The organism is Quyinboa mangrovi (assembly GCF_042219825.1).
Classification (GTDB): domain Bacteria; phylum Bacteroidota; class Bacteroidia; order Bacteroidales; family UBA5342; genus JBHJHP01.
The window spans coordinates 37,041-51,846 of the sequence record NZ_JBHJHQ010000008.1; the positions used below are offsets into that span (position 1 = coordinate 37,041).

Sequence of the window (14,806 nt, forward strand, 5' to 3'; positions counted from 1 at the left end):
TGCAATTACAATAGTTTTAAGTCTAAATCCGTGTAAATAAACTTAAAAAGTATATTTTTGTTCTTAACAACTAATCAACCCCGATTTATAACCAAAATATGAAGTTATGAAAGACTTTTTTAAATACGTATTAGCATCCTTTACGGCACTTTTCGTGTTCTCAATCATTGGTTTCTTCCTTACATTAATGGTAATTGGTGGCATTGCAGCAATGGGTGAAAAAGAGGTACAGGTGAAGCCAAACAGTGTACTTAACCTGAAGATTCAGGGCCAGATAGTAGAGCGAAAGATTGACAACCCTATCGAAGATCTGATTTATTCTGAACAGGATCAAATAAGGATGATGGGACTTAATGAAATTCGTTCTTCCATTTATAAAGCCAAATTTGATCCGAATATCAAGGGTATATATCTGAATCCCGGTTTATTCTCCTGTGGAATCTCAACAGTAGATGAAATCAAGGATTATATTGAAGATTTTAAAACAACCGGCAAGTTTGTCATCGCCTATTCAGGTAATTATTCTCAGTTGGGATACTACCTGGCCGCTTCAGCAGATAAGGTTTATATGAATCCTCAGGGCATGCTTGAATTAAGAGGTTTATCTGCCAATTACACCTTTTTTAAGAAGGCTATGGATAAACTGGGAATTGAGGCTAATATTTTCAAGGTAGGGAAATACAAATCAGCTATTGAACCATTTATAAATGACCAGATGAGCAAATACAGTAAAGAACAAAGCGAAGTGCTGGTGAATTCGCTTTGGGGAACACTGAAAGACAGACTGGCTAAAGACAGAAATATAACTGATAAGGTACTGGATGATTTTGCTCAGGAGGGAATGATGTTATCCAATCAGGAAATGACAGTATCATCAGGTTTGATAGATGATTTAAAGTACACCGACCAGATCGTTGCAGAATTAAATGACTCCTGTGGCAGAAAGGAAACGGCTGAGCCTAATTTCATTTCGTTACAGAAATACACAAAAGCAAATGTTAAAACTGACAAAGAATATTCAAGAAATAAGATCGCATTTATTTATGCTGCCGGAGGTATTGATGATGGTTCAAACGATGGTATAAAATCCGGCGAACTTGCCGCATCCATCAGAAAAGCCAGAACAGATTCAACCGTTAAAGCCATTGTTCTCAGGGTCAATTCTCCCGGTGGCTCCGCATATGGTTCGGAACAAATCTGGCGTGAACTTGAGTTAGCAAAGGAAGGAAAACCGCTTATAGTTAGCATGGGAGATGTGGCTGCATCAGGTGGCTATTACATTTCATGCAATGCCCATACAATATTGGCACGTCCTTCAACCATTACCGGATCAATCGGTATTTTTGGCATGATCCCGAATTTCAAGGGGCTGACTGACAAAATCGGGGTAACATTCGATGGGGTTAAGACCAATGAATATGCCGACCTGATGAGTGTTGTAAGGCCTATGACCCAAAGCGAAAAAAACATGCTACAGGCCTGGGTAGAAAGAGGCTATAATACTTTTCTTACCCGTTGTGCAAATGGCAGGAACAAAACGATAGAAGAAATAAACGAAATTGGGCAGGGACGTGTGTGGAGTGGAGAAGATGCAAAAAATATTGACCTTATAGACAAGTTTGGCGGAGTGAATGATGCGATTAACCTGGCAGCCGAGATGGCCGGTCTGGAAAGTTATCGTTTGGTCGAACTTCCTGAACAAAAAGATTTTTTCCAGCAGTTGATAGAGGACCTTTCAACAGAAGTCAAGACCAGTATGCTTGAAATGCGGATGGGCGAAAATTACGAGATCTACAAAAAATTAATTCATTATAAAGGGCTTTCAGGTTTACAGGCCAGAATGCCATACGAATTGAACATTCAATAAGCAATCGGATTTATGCCCGACAGGAAGAAACTTGCTATATTTCTCTGGCCGTTTTCTCTTTTGTACCAAATAATTGTTACATCACGTAACCTGTTATTTGATTGGGGAATCATAAAATCAGAGAAATTTGATATTCCTGTCATATCCATTGGAAATATTACAGTTGGAGGAACCGGAAAAACACCACATACCGAATACCTTATCCAGCTATTACAAAACAGATTCTGCCTGGCTGTTCTAAGCCGGGGATATAAGCGTCAAAGCAAGGGATTTGTATTGGGATCACGCAAATCCACAGTAAAGGATATTGGTGATGAACCCCTACAAATAAAACGTAAATTCCCAAAAATAACTGTGGCAGTAGATGCCAAACGCAAAGAAGGGATTCAGACTCTTTTAAACCTGGGAGAAGAAACAAAAAAACCGTACGATGTTATTTTACTGGACGATGCCTATCAGCACAGATATGTTGTTCCGGGTCTCTCTATATTAATTATTGACTATAACAACCCGATTGACGAAGACAGAATTTTACCTGCGGGGAATCTACGCGAACCAGAAAAAGAGAAACACAGAGCGAACATTATCGTCGTTTCAAAATGTCCTGAAAATTTAAAACCAATTGATCTCAGGATCCTTAAAAAACGTTTTAAAACATCTTCACATCAAAGCCTGTATTTTACGGGTTTAAGGTACAGCGAGCCACAATCCGTTTTTAATCATACCAGGTTATTTGAAAGTATAAATGAAAATTCTACGGCATTAATAGTTACGGGAATTGCAAATCCTGATATTTTTAAAAAACATATTGACGGCGTTGTCAAAAAGTCGGAGCTACTTGAGTTTCCGGATCATCACCAGTTTACCCAAAAGGACTTTGACACTATTTTAAAACGTTTCAGAGAAATTGAAAATTCTGACAAGGTTATCGTAACAACTGAAAAAGATGCCATAAGACTGATTGAAATTGAACAAATTATACCGAAAGAAATTAAATCAATATTATATTATATTCCCGTCAGAGTTGAGTTACTTTATAACGGGAAAAAGGAATTTGATAAAACTATTTTAGATTATGTTAGCCAAAATAAAAGAAACCGCTGATTTCCTGAAAAAAGAAGAGTTTGTATCTGACGTTGCCATTATTCTGGGAACAGGATTGGGTGGTCTCGTGAATGAAATTAAAATTGAAAAAACCATTCCTTACGATAAAATTCCGAATTTTCCGGTATCAACTGTTGAGGGACATGAGGGAAGACTTATTAAAGGAAAAATCAATGATAAAACCGTGTTGGCCATGCAGGGTCGCTTTCATTATTATGAAGGATATGACATGAAAGAAGTGACTTTCCCGGTGCGTGTTTTTAAATTTATTGGAGTAAAAACCCTGATGGTTTCCAATGCATCCGGTGGTTTAAATCCCGATTTCAAAGTCGGTGATATTATGGTTTTAAACGATCATATCAACCATTTCCCCGAACATCCGCTGAGAGGAAGAAACTATAATGAACTCGGCCCCAGATTCCCGGATATGAGCCAGGTATATGATCCTGAACTTATTAATACAGCTTTTGATATTGCGAGTAAAAATAATATCCAGTTAAAAAAGGGTGTATATGTGGGAACCTCCGGTCCAACTTTTGAGACACCATCGGAATACATGTATTTCAGAAAAATGGGAGCTGATGCTGTGGGCATGTCCACTGTTCCGGAAATTATTGTAGCGCACCATATGAGTCTGCGCTGTTTCGCCATTTCTATCATAACAGACAGTGGTGTTCCCGGGGAAATTGTAGAAGTTTCGCACGAAGAGGTACAACATGTTGCCGCAGCGGCAGAACCAAAAATGACTCAGATAATTAAAGGTTTGGTAGATTCACTTTAACAATCCTTAGCGGATGGGTTCCAGGCCCATCCCCTCAGCGATCTTCAGCATATATTTTCTGGCTTCATCGTATTCGTTAGGGATAATGCCGTCCAGGATGGCGTCTTTTATGGCTGATTTTATATCGCCAACTTCCTTACATGGTTTCAGATCAAACGTATCCATTATCTCCTCGCCGGTAACCGGTGGTTGAAAGTTTCGAATTTTGTCCTTTGACTCAATTTCTATCAATTTATCGCGTACCAGTTTAAAATTATTCAGGTACTGCTTCACCTTCGCCTCGTTCTTTGAAGTAATGTCGGCTTCACAGAGGTTCATCAAATGATCGATATCATCACCTGCCTCGAACAACAAACGCCTCACCGCAGAATCCGACACGGTATCCTCTGCCAACACAATTGGTCTCATGTGGAGATTTACCATCTTTTGTACGAACTTCATTTTTTCGTTCAGTGGCAGTTTCATGCGCCTGAAAATATTCGGGATCATTTTTGATCCCACAAAATTATGGTTGTGAAAAGTCCAGCCAAGATTATCATCAAAACGTTTGGTTCTGGGTTTTCCTATATCGTGTAAAATTGCAGACCATCTTAGCCACAGATCGTCGGTAACCTTCGACAAATTGTCCAAAACCTGTAAAGTATGGTAAAAATTATCTTTGTGAGCCACACCTGATTTTGCATCCACACCTTTCATGGCTGCCAGTTCCGGAAAAATAAGCTGCAAAAGTCCCGTTCTTTCCAATAATACAAATCCTGCGGATGGTTTTGATGAAAGCACGATCTTATTTAACTCATCTACGATCCTTTCTTTGGAGACAATACCAATCCTTTCTTTATTCTTTTGAATAGCGTCAAAAGTTTCCGGATCTATTGAAAAATCCAGCTGGCTTGCAAATCTTACAGCCCGCATCATGCGCAAGGGATCATCCGAAAATGTGATATCCGGATCCAACGGGGTGACAATTCGTTTATTTTTGATGTCTGTCAGACCGTTAAACGGATCTAACAGCTCCCCAAAATTTTGCTTGTTCAGTGAAAGTGCCAGTGCATTAATGGTAAAATCACGCCTGTTCTGGTCATCTTCCAGAGTTCCACTTTCTACTACAGGCTTTCTACTATTCCTGCTGTACGACTCTTTTCTGGCTCCAACAAACTCAATCTCCAGATTATTAAGTTTTATTTGTGCAGTCCCGAAATTCTTAAATACATGCACACTGACATTTTGTCCTAATCTTTTTGCACATTGCTCTGCAATCCTGATCCCGTCCCCCAGTACAACAACATCAATGTCCTTCGAAGGCCTTTCAAGGATTATGTCACGCACATAACCACCTATCACAAAGCATCTCACATTTTCCTCTTCCGAAATGTCCGAAATTACTTTAAAAACCCTATGTTTGAGATATCTTATCATTTGTTAATCCATGAACAACGAAACAGATGATATTGTTTCAGCTTAAAAGGTGACAAAATTAAAAGATATTTTTTAATATAGATGTCAGCAAATTTTTTCTGGCACATATTTTGATATATAGATTTTTATATATTAATTTAAAAAAAATTTACGATGATTGAGCATTTAACAGACGAGACATTTAAATCAAAGGTTTTCAACTGGGTAGAAAATAAAGATTGGAAATTTGAAGGAGAAAAACCTGCAGTAATTGACTTTTATGCAGATTGGTGTGGGCCATGTAAGATGGTAGCTCCTATTCTGGAAGAACTGGCCGATGAATATGCAGGCAAAATTGATATCTATAAAGTTGACACGGAAGCTCAAAGGGAAGTTTCTTCTATATTTGGTATTCAGAGTATTCCTTCAATTTTGTTTGTACCGGTAGACGGACAACCACAGATGGCTATGGGTGCACTGCCAAAAGATACTTTCAAAAGAGCTTTTGAAGACGTATTCAATGTAAAATAATCCTTTAAAGGAACAAAACAACAAATATGAAAAAGAGTATTAAAAGCCTGGCAATAGCATTAGTTTCAGGTTTCGTTTTGATAAACTTCTCTTATTGCTCGAACAAAGCAAAAGGTGAAACCAAGGAGAAGAGTGAGGTGATAGATGCACTGCCTAACGAAGAGGCAAATGCAGGTGTAATCCATTTAACATCTGAAACATTCAGGGATCAGGTTTTTGATTACGTTAATAGTAAAGAATGGAACTATAAGGGTGACAAGCCTGCTATACTTGACTTTTACGCTGACTGGTGTCAGCCATGTAAAATGTTAGCACCGCACCTGGAAGCTATTCAGAAAGAATATAAAGGCGAGGTTCAGATTTATAAGATCAATACAGATGAAAACCGGGAAGTAGCCGGTGCTTTTGGAATTCAGAGTCTGCCTACTATTGTTTTTGTTCCCAAAGAAGGACAACCACAGGCTGTTATGGGTTACAGACCACAGTCAGATCTGGAATCAATTATTACAGAAGTACTTAAAGTTGAAAAACCAGAATAAGAATAAAGTAAAAAATTAAAAATCCGGTTTAAACAACCGGATTTTTTTATGCGTTATTTTTTATGGCGTTTTCTGAGTTCTTTAGCAACGTCTTCAATCCTGTAACCCTTATATGTCAGCATGACAATCAGGTGGTACATTAAATCTGCTGCCTCCATTATCATTCCTTCATCGGTACCGTTAACGGCATCAATAATTACCTCAGCCGCTTCCTCTCCAATTTTCTGGGTTATTTTATTAATCCCACGATTGAAAAGTTTAGTTGTATAAGATCCCTCCGGCATCTTTTCTTTGCGCTTCTCAATAAAATCCTGAAGCTGCTTGATAAACATAATGTCCTCACTGTTCTTTTCATTCCAGCAGGTATCAGCACCTGTATGGCACACAGGACCTTTTGGTTTTACCTTGATCAGTAAAGTATCATCATCACAATCGGATAAAATACTGACAACTTTAAGAAAATTACCGCTTTCCTCACCTTTTGTCCATAATCTTTGCTTTGAACGGCTGTAAAAAGTAACCAGTTTTTCATCAACTGTTTTATTATACGCCTCTTCATTCATATAACCAAGCATTAATACCTTGTTGGTTTTTGAGTCCTGAATGACCGCAGGAATGAGGCCGTCACCTTTTGCAAAATCAAGTTTCATGTTATTGTTATTAAATTATAATCTTACTGGTATTCCTTTATTATGCAAATATTGTTTTAAATCTTTAATTGCAATCTCTTTATAGTGAAAAATACTGGCTGCCAGACCGGCATCAGCTTTTCCCTTTGTAAAAGTATCAACAAAATGGTCCATTGTACCTGCACCTCCGGATGCGATAACCGGAATTGATAAATTCTCTGAAAGAGTTCTGAGCGCATCGTTAGCAAAACCATTTTTCGTCCCGTCATGGTTCATACTGGTAAATAATATTTCACCTGCTCCGCGCGATTCAGCTTCCTTTGCCCAGGAGAACAACTCCTTATCGGTTGGAATTCTACCTCCATTAACAGTTACAGTCCAGTGATTGTTTGCTTCCCTTGCATCGATAGCACACACCACAAACTGATTCCCAAAGTTTTTTGCCAGATCACTGATCAACTGAGGATTTCGCACAGCAGATGAATTTACAGAAATTTTATCAGCACCCGCATTAAGTAATGCTTCAGCATCTTTCAATTCGCTGATTCCACCACCAACGGTAAACGGAATATTAATATGATGTGCAATTCGTCCAACCAGATCCACAAAGGTTTTTCGCCCTTCGTGCGTTGCCGTAATATCCAAAAAAACCAATTCATCAGCACCTTGTTGCGCATACAAAGCGCCAAGCTCCACAGGATCACCCACGGCCTTAATACCCACAAAGTTTATTCCCTTTACAGTCTGACCATCTTTAATATCAAGGCATGGTATAATGCGTTTTGCTAACATATTTATGCATTTAATATATAGCGATTAATTTCCGCCAGAGAAATTTTACCCTCGTAAATCGCTTTTCCGGTAATTACTGCCGGCACATTATTTTCTTCAAGTTCAGTTATATCTTTAAACGAACTTACACCACCGCTTGCAATCAGATATAATCCTGGTATTTCATGCAATAACGATTTATACAACCCGGTTGAAGGCCCCGTCAGCATTCCATCCCTGCTTATATCGGTTGATATAACTTTACGGATTCCCTTTTCAACATATCGCTTAATAAACGATCCGATTTCCATATCGGTATCTTCTGTCCAGCCGGTTACAGCTATTTTGTTGTCTTTGGCATCAGCCCCCAAAATAATTTTTTCACCGCCATATGCATCAATCCATTTCTGAAAAGTTTCAGGATCTTTAACAGCAATGCTCCCACCGGTTATCATTGCCGCGCCTGAATTAAATGCAATTTTCAAATCGTCGTTTGTTTTCAGTCCGCCTCCAAAATCAATGACCAGATTAGTTTTTGAAGCAATCCGCTCCAGTACTTTCCAGTTTACAATATGTTTTGCTTTGGCGCCGTCCAAATCAACCAGATGCAAACGACTTATTCCGTTCGCCTCAAACTCCAGTGCAACCTCCAGTGGATCTTCCCTGTAGGTGGTCATTTGGGAATAATCTCCCTGGCTCAACCTCACACATTTGCCATCAATAATATCTATTGCCGGGATTATTTCAATCATTTTACAACGCTAAAAATGCTTTTAAAATCTTTTCACCTACCGATCCGCTTTTCTCAGGATGAAACTGTGTAGCGTAGAAATTATCTTTCTGTAAGGCAGAACTGAACGAAACAATATAGTCTGTAGATGCAGCCGTTTCGTTTGACAACTCAGCATAATAGGAATGCACAAAATAAATGTACTCTCCGCTAATTTCTTTCGGTATAAAACTATTTTCAGGAACCGAAAGGCTGTTCCAACCCATATGAGGAACCTTGGTCACATTCTCCATTCCCGATTCTGGGCGAAACAATTTTACCTTATTTTCAAAGATTCCGAGGCAATCCACATCATTCTCCTCAGAATGGCTGCACATAAGTTGCATACCAAGGCAAATCCCTAAAACAGGTTGTTTCAGTTCTTTTATAAGCTGATCCAATCCGTTTTTTTGCAGGTAAGCCATGGTTGTACTGGCCTCACCCACGCCTGGGAAAATAACCTTATCGGCGGCTTTTATTTTGTCATGATCGGCAGTAATTTCAGCTTCAACACCCAAACGGCTAAGTGCATGATACACCGATCGTATATTTCCTGCATTATATTTGATAATGACAACATTCATTTTCACTGCTCAAGAATTTCTGCAATTTTTTCTTTCATGGCATCAAACTCCTCCCTGTTGAAGAGCCTGGTCAGGTAAACAATTTTGCCGGTTTTATCGATAATCACATTTCGTGTTACTCCGGCTTCTTTTAGCGCAATCCTGGCAAAAATATCTGCTCCAGGATCCAACGCCAACGGATATGTAATCCCAACTGTTTTTCCAAACTCCTGAACCTTATCAAGAGGCTCATCCCGATCCACACCAGCAAGGAAAAAATCGTTCCTGGATTTATATTTCTGCCAAATCTCACTTTCGATAAAAGGCATTTCTTTTCGGCATACACTGCACCAACTGGCCGTAAACTGGAGCATCACGACCTTCCCCCGAAGTGATGCAAGAGAAACGGTATCACCACTTACTAAATGAAGTACTAAATCAGGAGCCATTTGTCCAACTTCCACAATATAGCCTCTGTCATCTTTCGACACTACTTCTCCGTTTGAAACTTTAATACCAAGTCCAACGAATAATACGATCAAAAACGCGTATGATAAAAATGTTCTCATTCTAACTAAATACTACTGTTCTGTTTTTATACACCAATACTTTCCTTTCCAGATGCTTTTGTACGGCCCTTGATAACACAATTTTTTCAAGGTCTCTGCCCTTACGTACCAGGCTTAAAACTGAATCTTTATGGGTAATCCTAACCACATCCTGTTCAATGATCGGACCGGCATCCAAATCTGAAGTAACATAATGACTGGTGGCACCAATAATTTTCACCCCCCTCTGATGTGCCGCATGATATGGCTTGGCTCCCATAAAAGCCGGCAAAAATGAATGGTGAATATTTATAACCCGCTCAGGATAATTCCCAATAAAATCTGCCGAAAGAATCTGCATATACCTGGCAAGTACAATAAAGTCGATCTCATTTTTCTTCAGTAAAGCCAGTTCAGCTGCCTCCACTTCATCCTTGGTTTCTTTTGTCACAGGAAAATGGTGGTAGGGTAGTTTAAACTGTTCTGCCACATGCGCAAGATCATCATGATTGCTTATAATCAACGGAATCTCCACATCCCATTCGCCGGCAGCATGACGCGCCAGTAAATCGTAAAGGCAATGCGGCATTTTAGACACCATAATTGCCATTCGTGGTTTTCTGTCGGAAAAATATATCCGCCACCAGGTAAGATTGTATTTGATTCCAAACAATGTTTCAAAATAATCCTTCACCTTTTCCTTTGGGATCACAAAACCTTTCAAGTCCCACTCTATACGTGTGTAAAATATACCCTCCTCCCTGTCAACATGCTGATCAAGGTAAAGAATATTTCCGTTATTTTCGTTGATAAATTCAGTAATAGCAGCCAGAATTCCCTGCTTATCCGGACAATGCATCAACAATACCGCTGTCTCCCGTCCGTTTTTATCACCAACCATCTTCTTTAACTTTATTATTGGTTTGCAAAAATAACCAAAAGCATTTAATAAGTAGTAATAATTACGCTAACAGTTGTAAAACAAACATATTAATCACTCATCAATTATTTTTCACGCCATGAGTAAAGATGTATTAAGCCTTGTATTACCATAAATTTGATGTTTGATTACATCAAAAAACATAGTATCTTAGCTACTCAAATTAAATACAACAAATTCCAGTATTATGAAAACACTTTTTAAAACAGTATTCATTTTAACAGCTATAGCATTAATACATTCCTGCGCGCCCAAAGCCCCGGCTAACAAAGCAGGAATTGATCCTCAGGCTTTCAATAAAGTGGTGGACGGGAAACAGGTTTCGCTTGTAACACTGACCAATAAAAACGGTCTGGAAATGACAGTTACCAACTTCGGCGCTAAGGTTGTAAGCCTTATGATTCCCGATAAAAATGGTGAATTTACAGATATCGTTTTAGGATTCAATAATATTGATGACTATATGACATATGAACCATATTTCGGAGCAGCCATAGGTCGTTACGGAAACAGGATTGCGAACGCTGAGTTCACCTTGAATGGAGAGGTATATCACCTGTCAAAAAATGATGGCAACAATAGCCTTCATGGTGGTAAAAAAGGATTCAATGCTGTTGTATGGGATATGGAAAAAGTTAATGACCATACCGTTAAATTCACCTATGTTTCAAAAGATGGCGAAGAAGGATATCCCGGCGATCTAACAGTTCATATGACTTACCAGCTGACTGACAATAATGAATTTAAAATCAATTACGAAGCAACAACAGATAAACCAACAGTTTTAAACCTGACACATCACAGTTTCTTTAATTTGCATGGCGAAGGTGACGGAACAATTAATGACCTGGTTTTATACATTAATGCAGATAATTTCACTCCGACTGATTCAGTTTTAATACCAACAGGCGAAATTATTCCTGTTGCCGGAACACCTATGGACTTTACTACGCCAACGGAAATTGGTGAACGCATAAACGATGACTATACGCCATTGATACTAGGGCACGGATATGATCACAACTTTGTTTTGAATCAGCCTGAACCAAAAGCAATGGTATTAGCTGCCAGTGTTTATGATCCGGTCAGTGGTCGTTACATGGAAGTACATACAGACGAACCAGGAATTCAGTTCTATGGTGGTAATTTCCTTGATGGAACTGTAATTGGTAAAAGTGGAAATGCCTATAACTACAGAACCGCATTGTGTCTGGAAACACAGCATTTTCCAGACTCACCAAACAAACCAAACTTCCCGACAACTGTATTAAACCCGGGTGAAACCTATACACATACCTGTATTTATAAATTCGATGTAAAATAAATCTCTCATTAACATATAAAAATAGCCCTCTATTGAGGGCTTTTTTTATCCTTAAAACTGCGTAAAGCTTCTACAAAATTCATATTATTTCCACAATCATATCATAATTTCCCATAACGTCCAATGCTGGCACTCTTTATTTATGCCGATTAAGCCGCAATACAATTAATTGGCATAATATTTAAACATATCCATACCATATACAAACTAAAACTTAATAGCATGGATAAATTATTCACATCTGATTTCTGGGAAAAAGTAATAAGTACATTATCAAACTGGGTCATAACAGAACTCCCTTCCATTGTAATTTTGATTGTCTTGCTTATCATTTCACTCAAAGTAATGGCATTTTTCATAACAAAACTGAGAGATATTCTGGCAAAACGTGCGATAAACCAAACACCTGATGAACCCAATACAGAAGCAGAAAAACGTTTAAATACATTAATGGGAATTCTTAGAAAAGGTGCTTCCGTGATTATCTGGGCTGTTTTTATAATGATATTTCTGAAAAAAATAAATATAGACATAGGTCCAATTTTAGCCGGTGCAGGTATCCTTGGTCTCGCGGTAGGCTTCGGAGCTCAGGAATTGGTACGGGATTTCCTGTCCGGATTTTTTATCTTGCTTGAAAATCAGATCAGAACCGGAGATGTAGCCATCCTAAACGGCACGGGTGGCTTGGTTGAAAAGATTGAACTCAGAACTATAACCTTACGTGACATGGCAGGTGTGGTTCATGTGTTTCAAAACGGTAAAATTAACTCCCTATCAAACATGACAAAAGAATGGTCGGCTATGGTTTTTGATATTGGCGTTGCTTACAAGGAAGATCTGAATCAGGTTATGAAAATCATGAAGGAAGTTGCGGAGGACCTGAAAAATGATAAGGAATTTGAAGATAAAATACTTGAACCGATGGAAATATTCGGACTCGACAGTTTTGGTGACAGTGCACTTGTTGTGAAAGGGAGAATTAAAACCAAACCTATCCAACAATGGACAGTTGGACGTGAATACCGTAAACGTCTGAAAGAAGCTTTCGATACACAAAATATAGAAATCCCATTCCCTCACCAGACTATCTACTGGGGTGAAGAAATTGATCCGCTAAGATTAACAATGGAGAAAGCAGAGGAACATGCAAAATCAGCCAGAAACTGAAACACGAATGCCTATATAATTTTGAAAAGGAGCCACAGAGCTCCTTTTTTACTCTGATTATCATTTCACCACGCGGCTTAACATTTATTTATAGTGATTCAATGCAAACGATAGGTTAATCCAAATTACACAATTTAAATACTTTTCTCCCTCTCCGATTTTAATATTATTTAATTTTATTGTTTATTTTTTGTTAATTTTAATTTATTTTTTCTTATATTTACAATAAATATAAAACAAATTATTATCGAAAAAACTTTTACTATGAAATCCAATATCCTATTTACGTTTGTTCTGATCACACTTCTGTTCTCCCTTAGCAGTCTGGGAAGCAACAGAAATAAAGCAGAAGCTAATGATACAGCTCCGGTCGAAGAACTGAAAGCAAATGCATTAACGCCAAAGGCGACATATATTCAGGGAGAGCTTGAAGTGATTACAATGGAAAGTGTTGAGACGCATTCTGTTCGTGTTTCTGCTTTTCCGAATCCCATCAAACAGAATATTACCTTACTTACTTTTGGGAAAAATAGTGAAGATCTCAGATTCCTCCTTAAAGGACAGGATAAGACATTGCTTGAGAAACAGATTAAAAACTCAAAGGAAAGTATAGAAATAAAAGATTACGAATTTGAAACATGCTATCTTTCAGTCTACAAATCAAATGAGCAAATCAAAAAATACAAGATTATAAAGCATTAAAGTTTACCTTGTTGAATGGTTGGATTCAACAGGTTTTGGGTGATTACAGTTACATTAAAAAAGCTGCCTTCCCGGGCAGCTTTTTTTCATATTTTTCTTCGCTTAAGCTCTTTTTATAAAACCAACAAGCCAGTCACCCACTTCTGAAGTTTTTGCGGCCTTCGATTTATCATTAGCAATATCTTCCGTTACAACTTCGGCATCCATCGATGCATTAACAGCCTGCCTGATCAACGCACCTTCATCCATAAGATTAAATGCATATTCAAACATCATAGCTGCCGAAAGAACAGTAGCAAGAGGGTTTGCAATGTTTTTACCTGCAGCCTGTGGATAAGATCCGTGAATTGGTTCAAACACACTGGTATGAATACCAATAGAAGCAGATGGCAACATACCAAGCGATCCCGTAATTACAGATGCTTCATCTGTCAGGATATCACCAAACATATTTTCAGTCACCATTACATCAAAATTTTTCGGCCACTGAATAATCTGCATTGCAGCATTATCAACAAACATAAACTCGGTTTTGACATCAGGATATTGTGGTGCAATCTCCTGTCCGACTTCCCTCCACAGACGAGAAGTTTCCAGCACATTTGCCTTATCAACAATTGTCAGCTTCTTATTGCGTTTCATAGCATATTCATATCCCAGATGGATGATGCGTTCTATTTCTTCACGCGTGTAGGTATTCGTATCATATGCAGTATTCCGATCTTCTGAGCGCCCTTTCTCCCCAAAATAAATTCCGCCAGTCAGCTCCCTGATACACATAAAATCCGCATTTTCAACCAGATCCTTACGTAATGGTGACTTATGAATTAATGACGGGAAAGTTACTACAGGGCGAAGGTTCGCATACAAACCGAGCTTTTTACGCATTAACAGCAGTCCCTGCTCCGGTCGTACAGTTGCCTTTGGATTATTATCAAATTTCGGATCACCAATAGCGCCAAACAATACTGCATCTGAGTTCATACATAGCTCATGTGTGGTATCAGGATATGGCTCCCCAACTTTATCAATTGCCGAAGCACCTGTAATACCAAATTCATACGTTAATTCATGACCAAATTTTGCACAAACGGCTTTTGTCACTTTCAATGCCTGATCAACAATCTCAGGACCTATCCCGTCACCGGGAAGAACTGCAATGTTTAATTTCATTTT

The 14,806-nt window shown here is 38.5% G+C and carries 16 protein-coding genes; 8 read left to right on the forward strand and 8 right to left on the reverse strand.

Annotation, left to right across the window (positions count from 1 at the left end):
- The first annotated feature begins 106 nt into the window (after nucleotides 1-106).
- From sppA to ACE1ET_RS16665, 3 genes are read left to right on the forward strand one after another with little or no spacing between them, the layout of a single operon-like run.
- Entirely contained in the window at nucleotides 107-1,867 is a 1,761-nt protein-coding gene (gene sppA, locus ACE1ET_RS16655) for a signal peptide peptidase SppA (RefSeq protein WP_375729556.1), read from the forward strand.
- 12 nt (nucleotides 1,868-1,879) lie between these two features.
- A complete protein-coding gene (lpxK, locus tag ACE1ET_RS16660) occupies nucleotides 1,880-2,971 on the forward strand; it encodes a tetraacyldisaccharide 4'-kinase (RefSeq protein WP_375729557.1) in 1,092 nt (363 codons plus the stop codon).
- Entirely contained in the window at nucleotides 2,943-3,752 is an 810-nt protein-coding gene (locus tag ACE1ET_RS16665) for a purine-nucleoside phosphorylase (RefSeq protein ID WP_375729558.1), read from the forward strand. Before lpxK ends, ACE1ET_RS16665 begins: the two co-directional genes overlap by 29 nt.
- Before the next feature lie 6 nt (nucleotides 3,753-3,758).
- Here ACE1ET_RS16665 and ACE1ET_RS16670 read toward each other — a convergent pair whose 3' ends face one another.
- Nucleotides 3,759-5,168 (reverse strand): CCA tRNA nucleotidyltransferase, encoded by a 1,410-nt coding sequence (locus tag ACE1ET_RS16670; protein WP_375729559.1) that lies wholly within the window; start codon nucleotides 5,166-5,168, stop codon nucleotides 3,759-3,761.
- Between the two features lie 153 nt (nucleotides 5,169-5,321).
- Here ACE1ET_RS16670 and trxA (ACE1ET_RS16675) point away from each other — a divergent pair, with 153 nt between their 5' ends.
- The gene (gene trxA, locus ACE1ET_RS16675; protein WP_375729560.1) at nucleotides 5,322-5,678 is read left to right on the forward strand and encodes a thioredoxin; all 357 of its coding nucleotides are present in this window, start codon (nucleotides 5,322-5,324) and stop codon (nucleotides 5,676-5,678) included.
- Nucleotides 5,679-5,704: 26 nt separating this feature from the next.
- Nucleotides 5,705-6,217 carry a thioredoxin gene (gene trxA / locus ACE1ET_RS16680; RefSeq protein ID WP_375729561.1) on the forward strand — a complete coding sequence of 171 codons (513 nt, stop codon included), beginning with the start codon at nucleotides 5,705-5,707 and terminating at the stop codon, nucleotides 6,215-6,217.
- Nucleotides 6,218-6,270: 53 nt separating this feature from the next.
- On the opposite strand, the gene hisIE is transcribed toward trxA (ACE1ET_RS16680), so the two are convergent.
- From hisIE to purU, 6 genes are read right to left on the reverse strand one after another with little or no spacing between them, the layout of a single operon-like run.
- Nucleotides 6,271-6,867, reverse strand: coding sequence for a bifunctional phosphoribosyl-AMP cyclohydrolase/phosphoribosyl-ATP diphosphatase HisIE (gene hisIE, locus ACE1ET_RS16685; RefSeq protein ID WP_375729562.1), 597 nt, complete (start codon nucleotides 6,865-6,867; stop codon nucleotides 6,271-6,273).
- 15 nt (nucleotides 6,868-6,882) lie between these two features.
- Nucleotides 6,883-7,638 (reverse strand): imidazole glycerol phosphate synthase subunit HisF, encoded by a 756-nt coding sequence (gene hisF / locus ACE1ET_RS16690; RefSeq protein ID WP_375729563.1) that lies wholly within the window; start codon nucleotides 7,636-7,638, stop codon nucleotides 6,883-6,885.
- A 2-nt stretch (nucleotides 7,639-7,640) separates the two neighbouring features.
- Nucleotides 7,641-8,369 carry a 1-(5-phosphoribosyl)-5-[(5-phosphoribosylamino)methylideneamino]imidazole-4-carboxamide isomerase gene (gene hisA, locus ACE1ET_RS16695; protein ID WP_375729564.1) on the reverse strand — a complete coding sequence of 243 codons (729 nt, stop codon included), beginning with the start codon at nucleotides 8,367-8,369 and terminating at the stop codon, nucleotides 7,641-7,643.
- Nucleotide 8,370: 1 nt separating this feature from the next.
- Nucleotides 8,371-8,970 (reverse strand): imidazole glycerol phosphate synthase subunit HisH, encoded by a 600-nt coding sequence (hisH, locus tag ACE1ET_RS16700; protein ID WP_375729565.1) that lies wholly within the window; start codon nucleotides 8,968-8,970, stop codon nucleotides 8,371-8,373.
- Between the two features lie 2 nt (nucleotides 8,971-8,972).
- Nucleotides 8,973-9,518, reverse strand: coding sequence for a TlpA family protein disulfide reductase (locus tag ACE1ET_RS16705; RefSeq protein WP_375729566.1), 546 nt, complete (start codon nucleotides 9,516-9,518; stop codon nucleotides 8,973-8,975).
- A 1-nt stretch (nucleotide 9,519) separates the two neighbouring features.
- Nucleotides 9,520-10,398, reverse strand: a complete 879-nt coding sequence (gene purU, locus ACE1ET_RS16710; RefSeq protein WP_375729567.1) for a formyltetrahydrofolate deformylase — start codon at nucleotides 10,396-10,398, stop codon at nucleotides 9,520-9,522.
- 226 nt (nucleotides 10,399-10,624) lie between these two features.
- On the opposite strand from purU, the gene ACE1ET_RS16715 reads away from it, so the two are divergent.
- From ACE1ET_RS16715 to ACE1ET_RS16725, 3 genes are all read left to right on the forward strand, one after another.
- The gene (locus ACE1ET_RS16715; protein ID WP_375729568.1) at nucleotides 10,625-11,761 is read left to right on the forward strand and encodes an aldose epimerase family protein; all 1,137 of its coding nucleotides are present in this window, start codon (nucleotides 10,625-10,627) and stop codon (nucleotides 11,759-11,761) included.
- Nucleotides 11,762-11,983: 222 nt separating this feature from the next.
- Nucleotides 11,984-12,928: a mechanosensitive ion channel family protein gene (locus tag ACE1ET_RS16720; RefSeq protein WP_375729569.1), complete on the forward strand. Its 945-nt coding sequence runs from the start codon at nucleotides 11,984-11,986 to the stop codon at nucleotides 12,926-12,928.
- A 264-nt stretch (nucleotides 12,929-13,192) separates the two neighbouring features.
- A complete protein-coding gene (locus tag ACE1ET_RS16725; protein ID WP_375729570.1) occupies nucleotides 13,193-13,630 on the forward strand; it encodes a hypothetical protein in 438 nt (145 codons plus the stop codon).
- Between the two features lie 102 nt (nucleotides 13,631-13,732).
- Here the strand turns inward: ACE1ET_RS16725 and leuB are convergent, their stop codons facing one another.
- On the reverse strand, nucleotides 13,733-14,803 hold the full coding sequence (gene leuB, locus ACE1ET_RS16730) for a 3-isopropylmalate dehydrogenase (protein ID WP_375729571.1): 1,071 nt from the start codon (nucleotides 14,801-14,803) through the stop codon (nucleotides 13,733-13,735).
- Nucleotides 14,804-14,806 lie beyond the last annotated feature (3 nt).